Source organism: Ferdinandcohnia salidurans, from assembly GCF_042680725.1.
Taxonomy (GTDB): Bacteria; Bacillota; Bacilli; order Bacillales; family Bacillaceae_L; genus Ferdinandcohnia; species Ferdinandcohnia salidurans.
The window spans coordinates 333,117-352,019 of sequence record NZ_JBHUEK010000010.1 but is presented as its reverse complement, the minus strand read 5'-3'; the positions used below and the strand labels follow the sequence as shown (position 1 = coordinate 352,019).

At 37.4% G+C, this 18,903-nt stretch carries 22 protein-coding genes; 14 read left to right on the top strand and 8 right to left on the bottom strand.

Features of this window, described 5'->3' with window-relative positions; genetic code table 11:
* The first annotated feature begins 174 nt into the window (after positions 1 to 174).
* Both ACFSFW_RS09045 and ACFSFW_RS09040 read left to right on the top strand, forming a co-directional pair.
* Positions 175 to 1,356, top strand: a complete 1,182-nt coding sequence (locus ACFSFW_RS09045) for an MFS transporter (protein ID WP_388037441.1) — start codon at positions 175 to 177, stop codon at positions 1,354 to 1,356.
* Positions 1,357 to 1,423: 67 nt separating this feature from the next.
* Positions 1,424 to 3,292 (top strand): transglycosylase domain-containing protein, encoded by a 1,869-nt coding sequence (locus ACFSFW_RS09040; RefSeq protein ID WP_388037358.1) that lies wholly within the window; start codon positions 1,424 to 1,426, stop codon positions 3,290 to 3,292.
* Positions 3,293 to 3,305: 13 nt separating this feature from the next.
* Here ACFSFW_RS09040 and ACFSFW_RS09035 read toward each other — a convergent pair whose 3' ends face one another.
* The gene (locus ACFSFW_RS09035; protein WP_388037355.1) at positions 3,306 to 3,863 is read right to left on the bottom strand and encodes a DUF5366 family protein; all 558 of its coding nucleotides are present in this window, start codon (positions 3,861 to 3,863) and stop codon (positions 3,306 to 3,308) included.
* Positions 3,864 to 3,979: 116 nt separating this feature from the next.
* Between ACFSFW_RS09035 and ACFSFW_RS09030 the strand changes: the two genes are divergently transcribed.
* Positions 3,980 to 4,549 carry a hypothetical protein gene (locus tag ACFSFW_RS09030; RefSeq protein ID WP_388037353.1) on the top strand — a complete coding sequence of 190 codons (570 nt, stop codon included), beginning with the start codon at positions 3,980 to 3,982 and terminating at the stop codon, positions 4,547 to 4,549.
* 29 nt (positions 4,550 to 4,578) lie between these two features.
* On the opposite strand, the gene ACFSFW_RS09025 is transcribed toward ACFSFW_RS09030, so the two are convergent.
* The gene (locus ACFSFW_RS09025; protein WP_099355569.1) at positions 4,579 to 4,803 is read right to left on the bottom strand and encodes a hypothetical protein; all 225 of its coding nucleotides are present in this window, start codon (positions 4,801 to 4,803) and stop codon (positions 4,579 to 4,581) included.
* 209 nt (positions 4,804 to 5,012) lie between these two features.
* On the opposite strand from ACFSFW_RS09025, the gene ACFSFW_RS09020 reads away from it, so the two are divergent.
* From ACFSFW_RS09020 to mnhG, 7 genes are read left to right on the top strand one after another with little or no spacing between them, the layout of a single operon-like run.
* The gene (locus ACFSFW_RS09020; RefSeq protein WP_304215957.1) at positions 5,013 to 7,418 is read left to right on the top strand and encodes a Na+/H+ antiporter subunit A; all 2,406 of its coding nucleotides are present in this window, start codon (positions 5,013 to 5,015) and stop codon (positions 7,416 to 7,418) included.
* Positions 7,415 to 7,837, top strand: a complete 423-nt coding sequence (locus ACFSFW_RS09015; RefSeq protein WP_099361754.1) for a Na(+)/H(+) antiporter subunit B — start codon at positions 7,415 to 7,417, stop codon at positions 7,835 to 7,837. Before ACFSFW_RS09020 ends, ACFSFW_RS09015 begins: the two co-directional genes overlap by 4 nt.
* A gap of 3 nt (positions 7,838 to 7,840) precedes the next feature.
* Positions 7,841 to 8,182, top strand: a complete 342-nt coding sequence (locus ACFSFW_RS09010) for a Na(+)/H(+) antiporter subunit C (RefSeq protein ID WP_099361753.1) — start codon at positions 7,841 to 7,843, stop codon at positions 8,180 to 8,182.
* On the top strand, positions 8,175 to 9,656 hold the full coding sequence (locus tag ACFSFW_RS09005; RefSeq protein ID WP_304215960.1) for a Na+/H+ antiporter subunit D: 1,482 nt from the start codon (positions 8,175 to 8,177) through the stop codon (positions 9,654 to 9,656). The genes ACFSFW_RS09010 and ACFSFW_RS09005 overlap by 8 nt, the downstream gene beginning before the upstream one ends.
* A 5-nt stretch (positions 9,657 to 9,661) precedes the next feature.
* The gene (locus ACFSFW_RS09000; protein WP_388037347.1) at positions 9,662 to 10,138 is read left to right on the top strand and encodes a Na+/H+ antiporter subunit E; all 477 of its coding nucleotides are present in this window, start codon (positions 9,662 to 9,664) and stop codon (positions 10,136 to 10,138) included.
* On the top strand, positions 10,138 to 10,422 hold the full coding sequence (locus ACFSFW_RS08995; protein WP_304215962.1) for a Na(+)/H(+) antiporter subunit F1: 285 nt from the start codon (positions 10,138 to 10,140) through the stop codon (positions 10,420 to 10,422). Before ACFSFW_RS09000 ends, ACFSFW_RS08995 begins: the two co-directional genes overlap by 1 nt.
* Positions 10,406 to 10,789 (top strand): monovalent cation/H(+) antiporter subunit G, encoded by a 384-nt coding sequence (gene mnhG / locus ACFSFW_RS08990; protein ID WP_388037344.1) that lies wholly within the window; start codon positions 10,406 to 10,408, stop codon positions 10,787 to 10,789. Before ACFSFW_RS08995 ends, mnhG begins: the two co-directional genes overlap by 17 nt.
* A 40-nt stretch (positions 10,790 to 10,829) precedes the next feature.
* Here the strand turns inward: mnhG and ACFSFW_RS08985 are convergent, their stop codons facing one another.
* The 3 genes from ACFSFW_RS08985 to ACFSFW_RS08975 are packed head-to-tail and all read right to left on the bottom strand — an operon-like array spanning position 10,830 to position 12,914.
* Positions 10,830 to 11,213, bottom strand: coding sequence for a hotdog fold thioesterase (locus ACFSFW_RS08985; protein WP_388037341.1), 384 nt, complete (start codon positions 11,211 to 11,213; stop codon positions 10,830 to 10,832).
* 21 nt (positions 11,214 to 11,234) lie between these two features.
* The gene (locus ACFSFW_RS08980) at positions 11,235 to 12,296 is read right to left on the bottom strand and encodes a PQQ-dependent sugar dehydrogenase (RefSeq protein WP_388037339.1); all 1,062 of its coding nucleotides are present in this window, start codon (positions 12,294 to 12,296) and stop codon (positions 11,235 to 11,237) included.
* 15 nt (positions 12,297 to 12,311) lie between these two features.
* A complete protein-coding gene (locus ACFSFW_RS08975; protein ID WP_388037336.1) occupies positions 12,312 to 12,914 on the bottom strand; it encodes a DedA family protein in 603 nt (200 codons plus the stop codon).
* 115 nt (positions 12,915 to 13,029) lie between these two features.
* Between ACFSFW_RS08975 and ACFSFW_RS08970 the strand changes: the two genes are divergently transcribed.
* The 3 genes from ACFSFW_RS08970 to ACFSFW_RS08960 all read left to right on the top strand — a co-directional run bounded on the left by ACFSFW_RS08970 (position 13,030) and on the right by ACFSFW_RS08960 (position 14,674).
* Entirely contained in the window at positions 13,030 to 13,884 is an 855-nt protein-coding gene (locus ACFSFW_RS08970) for an oxidoreductase (protein ID WP_388037333.1), read from the top strand.
* A gap of 79 nt (positions 13,885 to 13,963) precedes the next feature.
* Complete coding sequence (locus tag ACFSFW_RS08965) at positions 13,964 to 14,395, top strand: YuzC family spore coat inner layer protein (RefSeq protein ID WP_388037330.1); 432 nt, start codon at positions 13,964 to 13,966, stop codon at positions 14,393 to 14,395.
* 117 nt (positions 14,396 to 14,512) lie between these two features.
* A complete protein-coding gene (locus ACFSFW_RS08960; RefSeq protein WP_304215971.1) occupies positions 14,513 to 14,674 on the top strand; it encodes a hypothetical protein in 162 nt (53 codons plus the stop codon).
* A gap of 145 nt (positions 14,675 to 14,819) precedes the next feature.
* On the opposite strand, the gene ACFSFW_RS08955 is transcribed toward ACFSFW_RS08960, so the two are convergent.
* Together ACFSFW_RS08955 and ACFSFW_RS08950 are read right to left on the bottom strand one after the other, a co-directional pair.
* The gene (locus ACFSFW_RS08955; protein WP_388037326.1) at positions 14,820 to 15,278 is read right to left on the bottom strand and encodes a helix-turn-helix domain-containing protein; all 459 of its coding nucleotides are present in this window, start codon (positions 15,276 to 15,278) and stop codon (positions 14,820 to 14,822) included.
* Positions 15,279 to 15,390: 112 nt separating this feature from the next.
* Positions 15,391 to 16,158 carry a sulfite exporter TauE/SafE family protein gene (locus tag ACFSFW_RS08950; RefSeq protein WP_304215975.1) on the bottom strand — a complete coding sequence of 256 codons (768 nt, stop codon included), beginning with the start codon at positions 16,156 to 16,158 and terminating at the stop codon, positions 15,391 to 15,393.
* A gap of 269 nt (positions 16,159 to 16,427) precedes the next feature.
* Here ACFSFW_RS08950 and ACFSFW_RS08945 point away from each other — a divergent pair, with 269 nt between their 5' ends.
* Positions 16,428 to 17,042, top strand: coding sequence for a biotin transporter BioY (locus ACFSFW_RS08945; RefSeq protein ID WP_388037323.1), 615 nt, complete (start codon positions 16,428 to 16,430; stop codon positions 17,040 to 17,042).
* Positions 17,043 to 17,079: 37 nt separating this feature from the next.
* Here the strand turns inward: ACFSFW_RS08945 and ACFSFW_RS08940 are convergent, their stop codons facing one another.
* Positions 17,080 to 18,423 (bottom strand): Na+/H+ antiporter family protein, encoded by a 1,344-nt coding sequence (locus ACFSFW_RS08940; RefSeq protein ID WP_388037320.1) that lies wholly within the window; start codon positions 18,421 to 18,423, stop codon positions 17,080 to 17,082.
* Positions 18,424 to 18,903 lie beyond the last annotated feature (480 nt).

The window sequence follows — 18,903 nt, the reverse complement described above, 5'->3', positions numbered from 1 at the left end:
ACATCTTTTTAAATATTATAGCACGGTTTATTGTATTTTTCAGAATATATTTATAATATATATGCTATTTCTTCTTTAATAAAGCACAATAATATTCTATAATATTTAGTAAGTCGAAATATTCGAATTAAGAAGGTGTTTCCGATTCAAACAGCTAAGCGAAATCTTTTGATCATGTGGTTTGCCAATTTCTTTGTTGCTGCAAGTGCTACAATGATAATGCCATTTCTCTCTTTATACATCGAAACATTTGGTGATTACTCAGATAGCTTTGTACAACGGTGGGCTGGATTAGTTTTTGCAGCAACCTTTGTTACGGCTTTTTTTATTTCACCGATTTGGGGACGTTTTGGTGATCGAAATAGCTACAAAAAAATTCTTATCATTACAGGTATTGGCATTGCCGTTAGTATTTTTTTAATGGGATATGTGAACTCGGTAAAGCAGTTATTTTTCTTGAGACTCTTCATGGGTGCTGTAACAGGTTTTATTCCAACCTCCCTTGCCCTCATTTCCGCACAAACACCGAAAGAAATTGCCGGAAAAACGTTAGGAACACTTCAAATGGGGAATGTGTCAGGAGCATTATTCGGTCCATTATTAGGTGGATTGCTTGCAGATGCAGTCGGTTTCCAATATACCTTTGTCCTCACTGCGGTCGTCATTTTAGGGGCAGTCGTCTTAGTTGCTGTTGGTATTAAAGAGGTACGAGCGAATGAAACAAGTACTACTGCCAAAAAGTATACGCGTAAAGAGGTTTTAATTCATATCCTCAAGCATCCGGTTTTATTAACCATTATGCTTATCTCGACTCTCATCCAGGTCGCTAATTTTAGTATTCAGCCCTTACTTGCATTATATGTTACGCATTTAACAGACAGTAGTAATATTGTGTTCTTGGCTGGGATGGCATTTTCCGCGACCGGTTTTGGAAATTTATTATTCACAAGACAATGGGGTAAAAGCGGTGACCGTATTGGCCATGAAAAAATCTTAACAATCCTCTTGCTTGCGTCCGCGATTATGTTTATTCCGCAAGGACTTGTGACCGAGTTATGGCAGCTTGTAGTTTGTCGATTTTTATTTGGAATGGCCGTTGGAGGGCTCATCCCTTGCATGACAGCTTATATCCGTCAGGTCGCACCACTTTCCATGCAAGGCGAAGTTCAAGGCTATAATGTTAGTTTTCGGTTTTTAGGAAATGTCATTGGTCCGATTTCTGGTGGGATTCTTAGTGGTTTTTTCGGAATTTCTACCGTCTTTTTCGTAACAAGTGGTCTCTTTTTAACGGGAGCAATAATCTTATGGCTAAGTGTTGTTCGGCATTCTGAAAAATCAACTCAACAAGCTGCTTAAACAGATGGCGATTGCCATCTCTTTTTTTATATAATAAAAGTATAACTTTTTGAAAGAGTGTTAGTTTATGAGAAGACAAACAGGGTACATCATCACTTTTTTACTTTTTCTATTATTTTTGTTTGTGCTATTCCAAGTAAACGGGGAGTTGAAGGTTGCAAAAAGTTTTCCAGCTGTGCTGGATGAAAAAATCCCAATTGATGAAGTAGTGTTACCACAAACAAGCTACATAACGGACAGAACAGGAAATGTAATTTCAGAGATTCACCATAGCGAGAATCGGATCACACTCACTAAGGATGAGATTCCGCAAATTGTAAAGGAATTGTTTATTACCATTGAAGATCAGCATTTTTATGAGCATCTAGGCTTTGATATATCCGGAATAAGTAGAGCTGCTCTTGTTAATTTACAAAATGATTCTATTGACCAGGGTGGAAGTACACTTACACAACAGCTAGCAAGAAATCTCTATTTAACTAACGAAAAAACCTATAACCGAAAGTTAAGTGAGCTATTGTATTCGTATCAACTTGAGCGGAACCTATCAAAAGAAGAAATTATAACATTGTACATAAATGCGATTTATTTTCAAAATGGGGCATATGGGATTGAAACTGCTTCTCAGCTTTATTTTAATCAATCCATCAAAGATGCTTCACTAGCGAAAATCGCCTTTTTATGTGCCATACCAAATAATCCATATCTTTATAATCCAGTTACGCATTTTTCAAATACAAAAGAAAGACAAGAACGAATTTTACAAAACTTATCCGAAGCTGGCAAAATCACAAAAGAGGAATATGAAAAAGCCATACATGAGCCGATTGAACTTGCAAAAAAGGAGAAAATCGTCGACCAGTATCCTGATTATACGACCTATATTTATCAAGAGTTTGAGGAATTAATTGCTGAAAAAGATGGATTTAACCAAAAAATAAAGTCAGCAACTTCAAATGATGAAAAGGAAAAACGGCAGAAAGAATTAGATACTAAGGTAAAAGAGACTCTCAAGTCTGGAATCATCATCGAAACAGCATTGAACCCTTCAATACAGGATGCCGCTATACATTCAGTGGAACGATTTTTACCAAACGCAAACGTTCAAGGTGCTGCTGCAGTTATCGAACATAGCAGGAATCAACTTGTCGCCATTGTTGGTGGGAAAAATTACGAAAAGTTTTCATTTCATCGGGCATACCAAGCTTTCCGTCAGCCTGGCTCTGCGATTAAACCATTGCTTGTTTATGCACCTTATTTTGATCAAACAGGTGCCTCAATCTCACAGACAATTAATGCAAACAATTATTGCAAAAAAGGATATTGCCCGCGAAATTATGGTGGTGGCCAATATGGAAATGTTAGCTTACAAACGGCTTTTAAGTATTCCTATAATACCCCTGCTGTTCGACTATTAGAAAAGGTTGGGGTTGAAAATGGATTCCATTATTTAGATAAGCTTCATTTTTCGAATGTGGTTAAAGAAGACCACCATTTACCCGCGGCCATTGGCGGTTTTACATACGGGATGTCCCCTTTAGAAATGACAAATGCATTTGCAACATTTGCAAATAATGGTCAATTTATTCAAGCTCGTGGTATTACGAGAGTAACAGATTTACAAGGAAAGGTCCTTTATGAATGGAATGAACAATCTTCAACGGTTTGGAGTCGTTCAGCCAATCAAAAGGTAAAGTCATTACTTGCAGACGTTGTAAAATCTGGAACGGCTAAAGAAGCGAATTTTTCAAGCGGTTATATTGGTGGAAAAACTGGAACCACAAATGATGTAAAAGACCTCTGGTTTGTCGGTTTAACCGATAAGTATACAGCTGGAGTTTGGGTTGGTCATGATCAGAACAAAAGCATTTACTATATGGAATCACGAAAACCGCAAATATATATATGGAAGGATATTATGAAGGCGAGCCAGTAATTGGCTCGCTTTTTTAGATTGGTAAGCTAGCGATAATACTGTTGTATAACCGAATACATACATAGGTTACGGTCATAAAAAACGTGAACCAACTTAGTGTATGAAAAAAGACTAATCCAATTAATCCACCGAAAGTTAAGGTGTCTTGAATTTTATAGACGAAAAAAATAAAATATCCAAGAGTTGCGAGTAAAAGCACAATGACGATGCCATAAAAGGACTGTACAAAAGCGAGTGAAACCGTCCCTCCAACAAGATAGAAGAAGGAACCGACTCGTATTTTTGGTAAGCTTTCTCCATTACTGTCCCTCGTGAAAAACAAAAGGGAAAGTTCAAGCAATGTATTCGAGATTAATTTTAGAGCGGCAAATACCATGAAATAAATCAAGAAAAACACAAAAAAGATCGCAAAATTAATCCAGGTTGGGGAGAAAAACTCCTGCATTCCACGGTAAATACCAATTTGTTTAAGTAGCTCTAATGTTTTCAATTCAGTCAAAATCGCAAACGAGACACTAAAAAGAATAATAGAAATAAGCGGAAAGTAACTTGTAAAATATGTATTCTTCATTTTCAATTCCTCATATCAATACTTCACTGCGTTGTTCTTTTCGATTTTAGTGGTAAATCTCTTTTTTGTAAATACATATAGAGTAAGGACTACTATTATGGGAAAAGAGGGGTTAGATGAAAAAAGGGTTATTATTTTTGATGCTTGTCTGTTGTTTGGCTTTTTTCACCTTCTTAAGTACGGCAGGTGCATCTGGGGAATCAGATTTCACAAAAGCAGTTAATGAGAAACTGAAGGAAATTAATTATTATGCGGAAGGTTCTGCTGAAGTGGTTAATACCATTACGAAGGAAGCAGAAATTACAAAAGTCATCACAGCGGATGATCCAAGTACAGAGAAAAATGAAGAAGAAATTGATACGTATACAGCCAATGTTGTCGTAGGGCACGTAGCATATAAATTAAAACGCGATAGCATTTTTTATATTCAAAAACATGAATTCTTTTATTATGATACGGAAAACAAGGAATTTCTAATGCTCGCAAATTTCCCTGATGATCAGGAAATTGCTGCTCTATACGTTGATTATATGGAAGCTGGTTATGAAGCGGGTATTACATTAACATCGAATTTGTTATTTAGTTTATTTACTCTCTTGGCTCTTCTTGGATGTCCAATTTTAATTATGATGTTCCATAATAAAGCTATTCCGGTTCCAATGGTAAGAAATAATAGTATGATTTAGGATGAGATGCTTTTTGTCTCATCCTTTTTTTATTTTCGATGTTCAATCCGAATATATTCACGTGGTTTAAATTTTGGATAGACTGTTGTTTCCTCTGTTTGTGTCGAATCAATTGTTTGTATTTGAAATTGTTGCTGGTTATCAACTTGTTCTTCTACGATATATTCTCTCTTCGTTTGGTCATGAATTACCCACGCTATTGTAAACAAGAAGGCAAAAATCGCAATTGCCACTATTCCTTTTTTTACATTCACAAAACTCACCTCTTGCTACTAGCATTCATTTCGAAAAGCATTTTTATACAATCTATTTTAAAAAATTTTTTTTGTTCATAAGAACACATCTCTTCATATTTAATAACAACTAAAAATCTAGGTAACACTAGAAGTTGCAAGGCATGCAAGTTCGTAATAATTGTTATATACTTTTATAAGAAATAATAAATGTTTGAGGGGGTACTGTTTTGTCACTTGTACATTGGGCCATATTATCTCCATTTATATTGGCTATCTTAATTCCTTTTTTACGCAAATATTTGCGCGGGATTCATACAGGTTGGTTTGTTCTAATTCTACCTGTACTACTATTTTCTTATTTCTTTCCATTTATGAAGGACACGATGAATGGAAATCCGATAATACGTACCGCAGAATGGATACCTTCCATTGGTGTAAATTTCACTGCGTACATTGATGGATTAGGACTCTTGTTTGCCTTACTGATTACAGGTATTGGAGCGTTGGTAGTTCTCTACTCTATCTACTACTTATCGAAAGAAAAGGAATCCCTACATAACTTTTATGTGTACCTGCTCTGTTTTATGGGAGCTATGCTTGGAGTTGTCCTCTCCGATAATGTGATTATGCTTTATACATTCTGGGAGTTAACTAGTCTTTCTTCTTTTCTACTAATTGGATACTGGCATAATCGTGAAAAATCTAGGTATGGTGCACTAAAGTCAATGTTAATCACCGTGTTTGGTGGTTTATCCATGCTAGCTGGATTTGTTTTACTATCACTCATGACGAATACATTCAGTATTCGTGAGATGATTGCTCAAGTGGATACATTACCATCAAATCCACTATTCATTCCGGCAATGCTATTAATTTTATTAGGTGCTTTTACAAAATCAGCTCAATTTCCGTTCCATATTTGGTTACCGGATGCAATGGAAGCACCAACACCTGTTAGTGCGTATCTTCATTCAGCGACAATGGTAAAAGCAGGTATTTATTTAGTTGCGCGCTTAAGTCCAATTTTTGCTGGATCAAGTGAATGGTTCTGGATTATCTCAACCTTTGGAATCATTACCTTGTTCTGGGGCTCATTTAGCGCCGTTAAACAAACAGATTTAAAAGGAATTCTCGCATTTTCAACAGTAAGTCAACTGGGGATGATTATGTCCCTATTAGGAATTGGTTCAGCTGCTCTTCATTATGATCATCTTGATACCAATATTTATTTGGCTGCAATAGTCGCCGCTATTTTCCACTTAATTAACCACGCGACATTCAAAGGAAGTTTGTTCATGGTTGTAGGTATTATCGACCATGAAACAGGTACCCGTGATATTCGCAAACTTGGTGGATTAATGACCGTGATGCCAATTACCTTCACATTGGCTGTTATTGGCGCGTTTTCAATGGCAGGTCTACCACCATTTAATGGTTTCTTAAGTAAAGAAGCGTTCTTTACAGCAATTGTAAATGCAACGACACTTGATATTTTCAATATGGAAACATTAGGTATTCTTTTCCCTATCATCGGTTGGATTGCTAGTGTTTTCACGTTCATTTACAGTATGATTCTAGTCTTTAAAACTTTTACTGGAAAAGCTCAGTTTGAAAAACTGGATAAAAAACCACATGAAGCACCAATTGGGATGTTAATCTCACCAATTATCCTAGCTTCACTTGTTATCATTTTTGGATTGTTTTCAAACATTCTGGCTCCAAGTTTAATTGAACCAGCTGTGGCATCCATCGTTCCAAGCTTACTTGATGGTGATTCAAACTTTCATGTTCACTTTGAGTATTTCCACGGCTGGAACGCACCGCTCTTTATGTCAATTGGAGTTGTTGTGTTAGGAACCCTTATGTTTCTTTCACTTGCAAAATGGACAGGCATTTACAATGTCTTTTCCAAGCGTTTAACTTTAAACAATCTTTATGACAATGGGATTATTGGAATGGAGAGGTCAGCATCAAAGTTAAATCGCTTCTATATGACTGGGGTTATTCGTGACTACTTAGTTATTATGTTTGCATTCTTTATCTTAGCAATTGGAAGTGCGCTCATTATCAAAAATGCATTTGCTTTTGATTTAGCACATGTTGCGCCAGTTCGACTTTTTGAAGCTGTGCTAGCATTTGTTCTTGTTGGTGGCGTAGCGACAACTGTTTTCGCCAAATCAAGACTTACGGCAATTATCGCACTTGGTGCAGTTGGATATTCAGTTTCGTTATTCTTTGTGCTATTCCGCGCACCTGATTTAGCGTTGACTCAGCTCGTAATCGAAACAGTATCCGTTTCCTTATTCCTATTGTGTTTCTATCACTTACCAAAGCTACACAAAAAAGAAAAACCAATGCGTTTTCGTCTGACAAACCTCATTATTTCTTTAGGGGTTGGAACCATTGTTACTTTACTTGCGATTTCCGCAAATAGCACAAGATTGATTGACTCTATCTCAAGTTATTTTGTAGAAAATAGCTATAAAAAAGGCGGAGGTACAAATATAGTTAACGTCATATTAGTAGACTTCCGTGGCTTTGATACATTGTTTGAAATTACTGTGCTTGGAATTGCAGCACTAGGTATATTTACGATGATCAAATTACGTTTAACAAGGAGGAAAGAAGGATGAAAACAAATGATTTAATCCTACAAACAGCAACAAAGATAACTGTTTTCATTATTCTTGCCTATTCCTTGAATCTCTTTTTTGCAGGTCATAATACTCCAGGAGGAGGATTTATCGGTGGACTGATTTCAGCTGCAGCAATCGTCCTTCTCCTTTTAGCATTCGATATGAAAACTGTAAAAAAAGCCTTGCCTTTTGACTTTAAAAAGGTTGCGGCTCTCGGGTTATTAATTGCAACTTTAACTGCAATGGGTTCATTCTTTTTCGATGTACCCTTCTTATCCCATACATTTGGTTACTTTAATTTACCAATTTTCGGGAAAACAGAACTTGCCACTGCTGTATTATTCGATACCGGTGTTTATTTAGTTGTTGTAGGAGTAACCATGACCATTATCCAAACAATCGGGGAGGATGAATGATTTATGGAGATTTTAATGGCTATTGTTATCGGTATTTTGTTTACGGCAGCGACATATATGATGCTTTCAAAAAGTCTAATTCGTGTCATTATTGGGACAGGTTTGCTAAGTCATGGTGCCCATTTATTGATTTTAACGATGGGTGGGTTAAAGCATGGAGCTGCTCCTATTTTAGTAGAAGGTACGAAGGCATATGTTGATCCACTTCCACAAGCCCTTATTTTAACCGCGATCGTAATTAGCTTTGGGGTAACATCGTTTATTCTAGTGCTTGCGTATCGCTCCTATCAAGAGCTTGGAACGGATAACATGGATAAATTAAGGGGAAATGATAGCGATGAATAATTTTGTAATCCTTCCAATATTGATTCCTCTCATGACGGGAATCATACTTATCTTTGTAAATAAATATACGAAAGCATCAAGAGTTATCAGCTTAATCTCAACAATTCTAACTGTCATTGTGTCATTGAGCCTTGTTAATCAGGTCTATCATAATGGGATTCAAACTCTTAACCTCGGTGACTGGGACGCTCCTTTCGGAATAGTACTAGTAGCCGATATGCTTGCTTCACTACTAGTTACTACAGGCAGTATTGTAGTCTTGGCGTGTACAATCTATTCATTCAAGAATATCGGGAAAGAAAGAGAAGCTTTCTTCTACTATGCGGCAGTACAATTCCTAATGGTTGGTGTACTAGGTGCATTCTTAACTGGAGATCTTTTCAACCTCTTCGTATTTTTCGAGGTCATGCTAATGGCTTCTTATGTCCTAATTGTTCATGGTGGGACAAAGCCACAATTACGTGAATCAATTAAGTACATCTTGGTAAACGTGATCTCATCTGCCCTTTTTGTTATTGCCGTTGCCTATTTATACGCAGTAACAGGAACAGTTAATATGGCTGATTTATCAGCAAAAATTAGTGAACTTGGACAACCAGGTATTGTGACTGTTATCTCAATCCTATTTTTAGTCGTATTCGGGTTGAAAGGTGCAATCTTCCCGCTATTTTTCTGGTTGCCTGGTTCTTATAATGCTCCACCAACACCGATAACAGCTCTATTTGGAGCGTTATTAACGAAGGTTGGAGTATATTCAATCATTCGAACGTTTACGATTATTTTCTATCACGATACAGGTTTTACTCATACCTTAATCGGAATCCTTGCAGGGTTTACAATTCTAGTTGGTGTAATTGGAGCTGTTGCATACTGGGATGTTAAACAAATTATTATTTACAATATCTTAACAGCAGTAGGTGTTATTTTAGTAGGTGTTGCAACCTTAACACCGACATCACTTACTGGGTCGATTTACTACTTAATTCATGACATGATTATCAAAGCTGCCCTCTTCCTATTAGTTGGAGCGATGATTGTCATAACGGGGACAAGCAATTTAAAGAAAATGGGCGGTTTAATCAACCATCATCCATATTTAGGCTGGATGTTCTTCATTGCAACCATTTCACTTGCAGGTATTCCTCCATTTAGTGGTTTCGTCGGCAAACTTCTAATTGTTAAAGGAAGCCTTGCTGCTGAGCATTATGCACTGGTTGCGGCAATTTTAATTTCAAGTCTTCTAGTCCTCTATTCGGTAATGAAAATCTTCATTAACGGTTTCTGGGGTGAAGCAAAGCTTAGGAAAGAAGAAGAAAAAGGAACAACAAAAGGACTACTACTTCCAATCACTCTTCTACTTTCACTCTCAATTGCACTTGGATTTGGTGCTGAATGGTTCTATCCGTATATCTCGCAAGCAGCTCAAGATTTAACGGACCCATCCATCTATGTCCAGGCTGTCTTAAAGGAGTAGATATTATGTTGTTGCAATTGGTTTTAAATATTTTTATTGCCGTTTCGTGGATGTTTATCTCGAATTCTTATGACTTTGGATCCTTTTTTGGCGGATATTTGATTGGTCTTTTTCTCATCTTTGTTTTACGTCGGTCCTTCTCACACCGATTTTATCTCAATAATGTGTGGGCTGTGATTAAACTAATCTTCATTTTCTTTAGAGAATTAATTCTATCAAATTACGCCATTATGAAGGTAGTTGTAAAGCCAAAGCTTGATATCAAACCTGGAATTTTTGCATTGCCGATTCAATTAGAAAAAGACTGGGAAATCATGGTCCTCTCAAATTTAATTACGCTGACTCCCGGTACATTGGTAATGGATATTTCAGATGATAAAAAATTAATCTATGTTCATGCCATGGATTTACAAGATGTGGATGAGGCAATAGATTCAATTAAAAGTACATTTGAAAAAGCAATTATGGAGGTGAGCCGATAATGTTTGAGATTATACTTAATATTGCACTTGTCCTCTTATCGGTTTCAACAATTGCTTATTTATACCGTGTGATTAAGGGACCTTCGATTTCTGACAAGGTCATTGCACTCGATGCAATTGGAGTCAATTTAGTTGGAATTACAGCGATTATTTCAGTCATTCTGCGCTCAAATTCATTCCTTGAGGTCATCTTACTGATTGCGATTGTAGCCTTTGTTGGCACGGTAGCCTTTTCGAAGTTCCTTGAGAAAGGAGTCGTAATTGAACATGACCGAGACGCTTAAAATTTTGTTCGCAGTCATTATTTTGTTCGGAGCACTTTTAAGCATATTAAGTGCGATTGGAATTCTCCGTTTACCCGATGTGTACACAAGAAACCATGCAGTATCTAAAAGTGGGACATTAGGGGTTCTTTCGATATTACTTGGAACGTTTCTATACTTCTGGCTCATTGAAGGCTATATGAATGCGAGGTTGATTCTGGGATTCGTCTTTCTCTTTCTGACATCACCAGTTGCCGGACATTTGATTAGCCGCGCTGCCTATAATACAAAGGTTCCACTTTGGGAAAAAAGCTCCCAAGATGACCTAAAAGACAAGGTGCACCATTCAAAGGTAAAAGAAAAAGAAAGAGAAAAAGTGAGTCAATAAAGTAAAGCGAGGACACTTGAGGTCCTCGCTTTTTTGGGCTTTATTTTTTCAAGTTGATAACTGCTGTGGTGCAGCGTGATACGCAGATTAGGTTATCTTCTTCGTCGACTATTTTTACATCCCAAACCATTGTTGTTTTTCCTTTATGGAGGGGAGTTCCGATTGCTTTTACGATGCCATCCCTTTTTGCGCGAATATGGTTCGCATTAATTTCAAGACCTGCACAACCTTGTGTATCACGATCTACTAAATTGTATGTGCCTATACTTGCAACAGTTTCCGCTAACGCAACAGATGCACCACCATGCAAAACACCAAAAGGCTGACGTGTGCGTTCATCAACTGGCATAGTCGCTGTCACTCGGTCAGGTGTCACCTCATCAATTGTAATCCCTAAAGCCTTGATTAACGAATTTTCTACCATTCTTCTTCTCCTCGTTCTCGTTTATTTCCGAATTGCTGATAATGGGATTGAAAGAAGCTTGTCATCATCTTCTTTTGGATTCCCGCGTCCGTCTGTGTTATTTGTAATGGTATAAAGGGTACTATCTTCTATGTACACGTCTCTCATTCGGCTACTGATATCAAGAATCGTGTCAATTCTACCTGACTCAACATCATAGCTTCTCACTTTCGTGCCCCGTAATGTGGCGATATAAAGCTTGCCATTTGCATAATCGATTCCAGAAGGTGCCCATGTTTCCTCGCCTGTATGATAAATTGGTGTTATCATACCAGCCTCAGTCTCATCCCCTTCAATAACAGGCCATCCGTAGTTTTTACCCGGTTCAATTAGATTAATCTCATCATGTGCACTTTGTCCATGTTCTGTGCTGTATAATGTTCCTTTTTCATCCCATGCAAGCCCTTGAGGGTTCCGATGACCATATGAATAGACATAGGAGTTAGGAAAAGGATTGTCATTCGGAATAGAGCCATCTAGGTTCATTCGAAGGATTTTGCCTGCTAGGCTTGTTTTGTTTTGAGAGTTTTCCGGAACTCCTGCATCACCTGCTGTAACATAAAGTTTTTGATCTGGGCCAATTTTAATTCGACCCCCATTATGAATTCTTCCACCGGGGATTCCCTCAAGTAAGACTGACTTTTCTTCCCAAGTTGAATCGTTTCTTTCGACAAGAATCACGCGATTTAAAATTCCTCCGTTCTCCAGGTATGTATGATACAAAAATGCCTGATTTGAGTTCTCATAATCGAGTGCAAGCGTAAATCCTAAAAAGCCGCCCTCCCCTTGATGTACAATTTCTTTTTGAAGGTTTAGCTGCTGTGGCGTTACTTTCCCGGTAGCTTCCTCAATTTCTGACAACCTCCCAACACGTTCCGGTATGAGAAAGGTTCCGTCTGTTTTGGTTATCATCCATGGAATGGTAAGGTTTGTCGCAATAATAGTCGGATTCGAAACAGTTTCCTTTACAGGTTCATCAAGGGGCTGTTTCTCTGAACAACCAGCTATTATAGATAATACTAGAAATAAAGATAGCTTTTTCATTTTTAGGACATCCTCTCAATGTGAAAGCTTCCGGAGTTTTCGCGTCTTTTTTATCTTAACCAATACAAATACTACCAATGCTGCAACAGCTATACCAATGACAATATCGTAATATTTAATAAAACCGTCTATGAACTCTTCCCCTGCAAAATACCCAACAGAAAAAATGATGGACACCCATACAAATATAGCTGTGTACAGCGTAGTTGCAAATTTTAAGAAGGATAATTTACTAAAACCGAATAAGAACGGAAATAGAATACGAAAACCTGGTACGAAGTAACAAAAAGCCAACGCAAACGTATTGTATTTTTCAATAAGAGATAATCCACGGTCAATCTTTTTTCTCATCTTATTTTGTTTATTTAAGAGGACAACCATCGCATGTCCTGCAAAGCGCCCAAAGATATAACTGGTAGTGACGGCTGTTAGAATACCTGCATATGTAACTAAAAAAATCCTCCAAGGTACAAAAACATCCTCTGAAGCAAAAAATCCAATTGTTGAAACAATGACTTCATTAGGGATTGGAATGATAAAAGCCCCCACCCACAACCATAAATAAAGTCCTATATATCCGTTTTCCTGAATAATTGACACGATTTCACTTAGGTCCATCTTATCCCTGCCTTATCAGGTTGAAATATTAAATTGTAGATACTCACTTCTTTCTATTATAAGATTAAATGGATAATATTAGAAACCTTTTTAAATGGATTAAGGAGAGAAAAGTGTGGAAAAACCCATAGTGATCATAACTGGTGCTTCAGGTGGATTTGGACTCTTAAGTTCAATCGAGTTTCTGAAAAAAGGCTACTTTGTTGTAGCAACAATGAGAGATTTAGAAAAGAAAAAAAATGTACTACATAAATTAAATGATTCTACTTTAGAAGAAAATCTTCTTTTTTGTCAATTGGATGTGACGGATGCTAAGTCCTTACATGATTTTATGGGAACTCTAGATAAGCTTGGGAGAATTGATATCCTATTGAACAACGCTGGATTTGCAACAGGCGGGTTTGTCGAAGAAATTTCGCTGAATGAATACAAAGCCCAATTTGAAACCAATTTTTTCGGGTTAATTGAAGTTACAAAACTTGTTCTCCCATATATGAGACATCAAGGATCGGGAAAAATCATTAATCTTAGCAGTATCAGTGGGAAAATTGGGTTTCCAGGTCTATCTCCTTATGTTGCCTCTAAATTCGCCTTAGAAGGATGGTCTGAATCATTACAGCTAGAAGTAAGACCTTTTGGTATAGACGTTGCCCTAATTGAACCTGGCTCATTCCAAACGAATATTTGGAGCAGCGGAACAAAGATAGCGGAACAATCATTGCAATCCACATCTCCCTATCATCATATGATGAAGAAAATCCTTGCAAGACTTGAAAAAGGCCAAAATTCATATGGTGACCCTCTTGAGGTTGCACAGTTCATTGTAAAGCTTGCCCAAAAGGGTTCCTTGTCCAAACTTCGCTACCCTGTGGGAAAAGGAGTAAGGTCCTCAATATTTCTAAAGAATGTTCTTCCTTGGAACAGGTGGGAAGGAATTGTGTTAAAGATGTTGGGCATTGAACGGAAGTAAAGCGGAAGCAACGGTAAAAAGCACCTTATCGAAAAATTAACATATATTGTAAGGGAATTTTGATAAGGGAGGTCTAGAGTTGTACTATCATCCATTTATCTATGGGCATCAAGGACCACCAAGGACGGTTTTGTATCCAGGATATTATTCTAACATCACAAGACATTCCGTGTTTCCTGACCCTAGGACGTATTATCCAGCCCCATATTATCGAAAATTACCGGAAGTTGACCCGACGTTATTTAAGGAATCTGCAGAAGAAATGAGAATTCTAATGATGGATGCAAGCATAATGCTTGCTAAATTAGCTGATTCAAAAGAATTTGCAAAACAGGTAATGGCTGCTGCACAGGCATCAAATGATAAGGAAGTCGATCGACTGTTAAAATCAACAGGAATTAAGTCTAATGTTAAAGCGACCTTTAATCCTGATGGTTTAAATCTTCAATTAGAAGCAAGTGTAGGCGGCACTAAATCGAGTCAGTTAACAATTGCATTAAGATGGCGGTAAAAAATGAATAGTCCACTGTGGAACGAAGGTAAAAATTTGCCTATCGTTCTTTTTTATTTTATAGAATGAAATTTATTCTGTTTAGGACATGATAAAAACACGAGGAGGTAAAAATCAATGAAAGACAGAGATAGAGACTTATTTAGACTAACACAAAGCAAAGAAGAACAGCTTGTCAATCAGCTTGACCCAGAGCTTGATCTTCGAAATATAAATTTCGCAACAGGCGAAAATGAATACCTAAATGAACGCTACGATGATTTTTCCATCGACCATTAATGAATGACATGGAGGAAGTTAAATGGCTAAAAAAGAACGACTTAACGAAGAAGCTGCAGTAAACAACAACTTAACTTCATCTACGTATTCAAAGAGTAAAACAGCAAAGAAAAAGAAAAATGGGGCTAAGTAGTTTGCCCCGTTTTTAATTTGATTCAGTTGAAAGTTCAACTAGTCTGTTGTAAGCTTCCTCTTTATCGAACGAAGAATACCATCGAAAATTAGCTTCGTCCAAAATACGATAATGCTGGCTAATCACATTTTGTTGAAGACGAAACTTCCCTTCCCCCTGAAGGTCCTTCCACCAAAGCTTTCCACCCATTGTACGTTCCTTAGCCCGGTCAATCCCATTTCGTCCAACGATTTCAATGACATCAACAGGATCTCCGCCTAACGTCGTTTGAATAATTTCACTATCTCGAAATAATGCGCAAACAGCGACAACACATGTCCAACCTGCTTGGATTCTTCCTTTTTCAATTTGCACCAACGTCTTTTTTGAGATCCCCAAGATTTCTGCCATTTTATCTTGTGTATATCCTTTTTCAGTCCGGATAAGCTTCATTTTTTCGGAAAGCAATTTCGTTAATTGTTCTTTATCCATGTCAATCACCTATTTCAAAAGTAACGCTACTTATTATATTTAGTACACACAAAAGCCTTAGTGTAATTTTACACCAAGGCAATATAGTTAGCAATGTATTCACATTTTTGGGTTAGTAAATTAACTTCAAACCACTTATAAAAATGATGACACCGATTACGGTTTGCAATGGTTTCATAGGAACCTTTGCAGACAGGGTACTTCCAATGATTACACCTGGAATCGAACCACAAAGTAAATTTGCAACCAATAGAAAGTCAACATTTCCAAAACCTACGTGAAAAAAACTACTTACCGTGACTAAAATAAACGCATGTGCGATGTCGGTGCCAACTAATTCCGAAGCACGCAATTGGTAAAATAGCAGCATGGCAAGGGCAAATAGCGACCCAGAACCAACTGAGGTTAACCCTACTATAAAACCAAGGATGGCGCCTAAAAGAATGGTTGCTTTTGCTTTATCTTCAATAGGTTTTATACTATAGGAGCTGCTTGTAAAGCGAGAACTGAACAAGGTTTTTATTACGGTCGCAATGGCAACCATCATAAGAACATATCCAAGGGCATGCTTTACTATTTCCCCTTGCAGGAGTTTATCTCCCCCAACAAAATGCAAAGTAGTAACAGCTAGGATTGCACTTGGAACACTGCCTATAGCTAAATATTTTACAAGCTTAAAATTGATTGTTTTCTGCCGAAAATGCTGTACAGATCCAAAAAATTTCGTAATTGAGTTATAGACAAAGTCTGTTCCAACTGCAATTAGTGGATTAATACCAATTAAGATTAAGAATGGGGTTAATAATGCCGCTCCACCAACACCTGTTAGTCCGACCAAAAAACCGACAAAAAGGCCCATTAATACAATTCCAATACTCATTTCCGACCGCTCCCAACATTTTCGGATATGGGCATTATATTTAAAGGACATCCCTTTTGACACTTTTTTCTTATATTGAACGGTAAAAAAATTTTTTAAGTATAACAATTGGAGATGATTTGAAGAATCATATCTACATATATTTTATCAACGTCATTGAATTCATATGACTTCACTTTTCATTTGTTAACTTCTGATTTTTTTTGTTGACATATAATGAATCTTGTTTTACGATTTTGTTAACTAAAAAACACGGAGGTTAACACATAATGACAGCAATATCAAAACCACGCATTCGTGCAATCGAAATTACATATGTTGGGATGTTTGCAGCGCTTATGGCAATCGGTGCAAATATTACCTCAATGGTACCGTTTTTACAGGTTGCGGGTGTACCTTTAACGATGCAAACCTTTTTTGCAGTATTAGCTGGGCTTCTTCTCGGAAGTCGATTAGGTGCGATTTCTATGACTGTGTATATGTTAATTGGAATTGCTGGAGCACCTGTTTTTTCAGGATTTGAAGCAGGGCTATCTCCGCTCATCGGAGGTACGGGTGGATTTATTTTATCGTTCATTGCAACAGCTTATTTCGCAGGAAAGATCGTTGAGCATGCTAAGGGAAGTCCAACCTTAAAAACGTTTATGATTGCGGCATTTGTTGGTCTTTTTATGAACTATTTCATTGGTACAAACTATATGTACTTTGCTTTCAATTTTTGGTTAGAGGTTAAAATGAGCTATGGAGCTGCATGGAGTGTGATGGCTTGGTTTATTGTGAAGGACCTTGCTTTTACCATCTTCGCAGCACTTATTTCACCAAGAATTTATCGAGCAGTTACTAGAAACTCTGTGAATCCTTCTTCAACAAATCTATCAAAATAAGTGAAATACCCCCACGAACGTTCGTGGGGGTAAGTTTTTATAAGATAATCGCTGCAATCCAGCCGAAAATAATGAGTGGAATATTATAGTGTATAAATGTTGGTACACAAGTGTCCCAAATATGATTATGCTGACCATCAACGTTTAATCCAGCGGTTGGACCTAGCGTACTATCTGATGCGGGTGATCCAGCGTCTCCTAGAGCTGCTGCAGTTCCAACAAGAGCAATTGTCGCCATTGGGCTAAATCCAACTTCCATACATAATGGAACAAAAATAGTTGCGATGATCGGAATCGTTGAAAATGATGAACCAATCCCTAATGTAATCAAAAGACCTACAATTAACATCATTAACGCAGCAAGTGATAAATTTCCACCGATTAATTCCGCAGATTGAGAAACAAGTGCCTCAACATGCCCTGTTTCTTTAATAACAGATGCAAACCCAGAAGCTGTGATCATAACGAAACCAATGAATGCCATCATTTTCATACCACTTGTTATGACTTCGTCAGCTTGACTTACTTTCATTGAGCCACTGAAATAAAGAACCGCTATTCCGGCTAATGCTCCAAAAATCATGCCGTCCACATCAAATACTTGTGACAGTGTTAACTGTATACCTAAAGTAACAAGCACGGCAAGTATCGCGAAGCTAATGCTCTTTTTCGTATAAGTAGTGATGACATCTGAACCTGACTCATTTGCAATCTCAATCGTTTTATATTGTTTTGGCTTGCGGTAGGAAAAAAGAACTGCTATAAGCAAACCAACTACCATCCCTGCAGTTGGAATCAACATGGCAATTGGAATATCTCGTTTCGCCACTTCTAACCCACTATCTAGCATATATTGCTGCAGAAGTCCGTGGAAAATCTCACCGAATCCAACTGGTAGCGCAATGTATGGAGCTGTTAGACCAAAAGTAATAACAGTAGCGATAAGTCGACGATCAATTTCGAGTTCATTAAATACCTTTAATAAAGGTGGAATTAAAATAGGAATAAAAGCAATATGAACAGGTACTATATTTTGTGATGAAATAGAAATAGCTAGAATAATTAAGATAATTAAAACCTTTGAATAGGTTTTACGTTTACTATCTCCTTGCTTCCCTACAAGTTTGATGGCAAGGTCTACCATCGCATCTGGTAATCCTGTTTTTGAAATAGCTACTGCAAAACTACCAAGTAGTGCATAACTTAATGCGACTGTAGCATTTCCACCTAAACCTTCTGTGAATGTGGATACTGTTGTTGCAATATCGAGACCACCTGTAAGTCCCCCAACAATTGCCCCTATGGCAAGAGCGATAACAACATTTATACGAAATAAGCTTAGAATTAGCATGACAAGAACTGCTATAACAACTGCATTCATGGTGAAAACTCCTTCTAGTATGGTTATTATTTTTCAAATACTTTAGTTTGCTAAATTGGTAGAGAATTAAAATACTAAACTAAAATACCATATGATATTAGAAATCGTCAATGGTATTTTTTTGGAGAAGTTGGTTGAGATTTTGTGCAATGCGGTTTGCTTGGGATTGGGAGTTCATAGGGTAAACAGAAATACGCGGGGTTGCGATATAGAGATATATCGATTAAGCGGTTTGCGGTATAGTACATATCGGTTTGCGATACATAGATATACCGATTAAACCGTTTGCGGTATAGCACATATCGTTTGGCGATATAGAGATATACTGATTAAGCCCTTTGCGGTATAGCGTTTGTCGTTTGGCGATATAGAGATATACCGATTAAGCTTTTTGGGGTATAGCACATATCGTTTGGCGATATAGAGATATACCGATTACGCCGTTTGCGGTATAGCACATATCGGTTGGCGATATAGAGA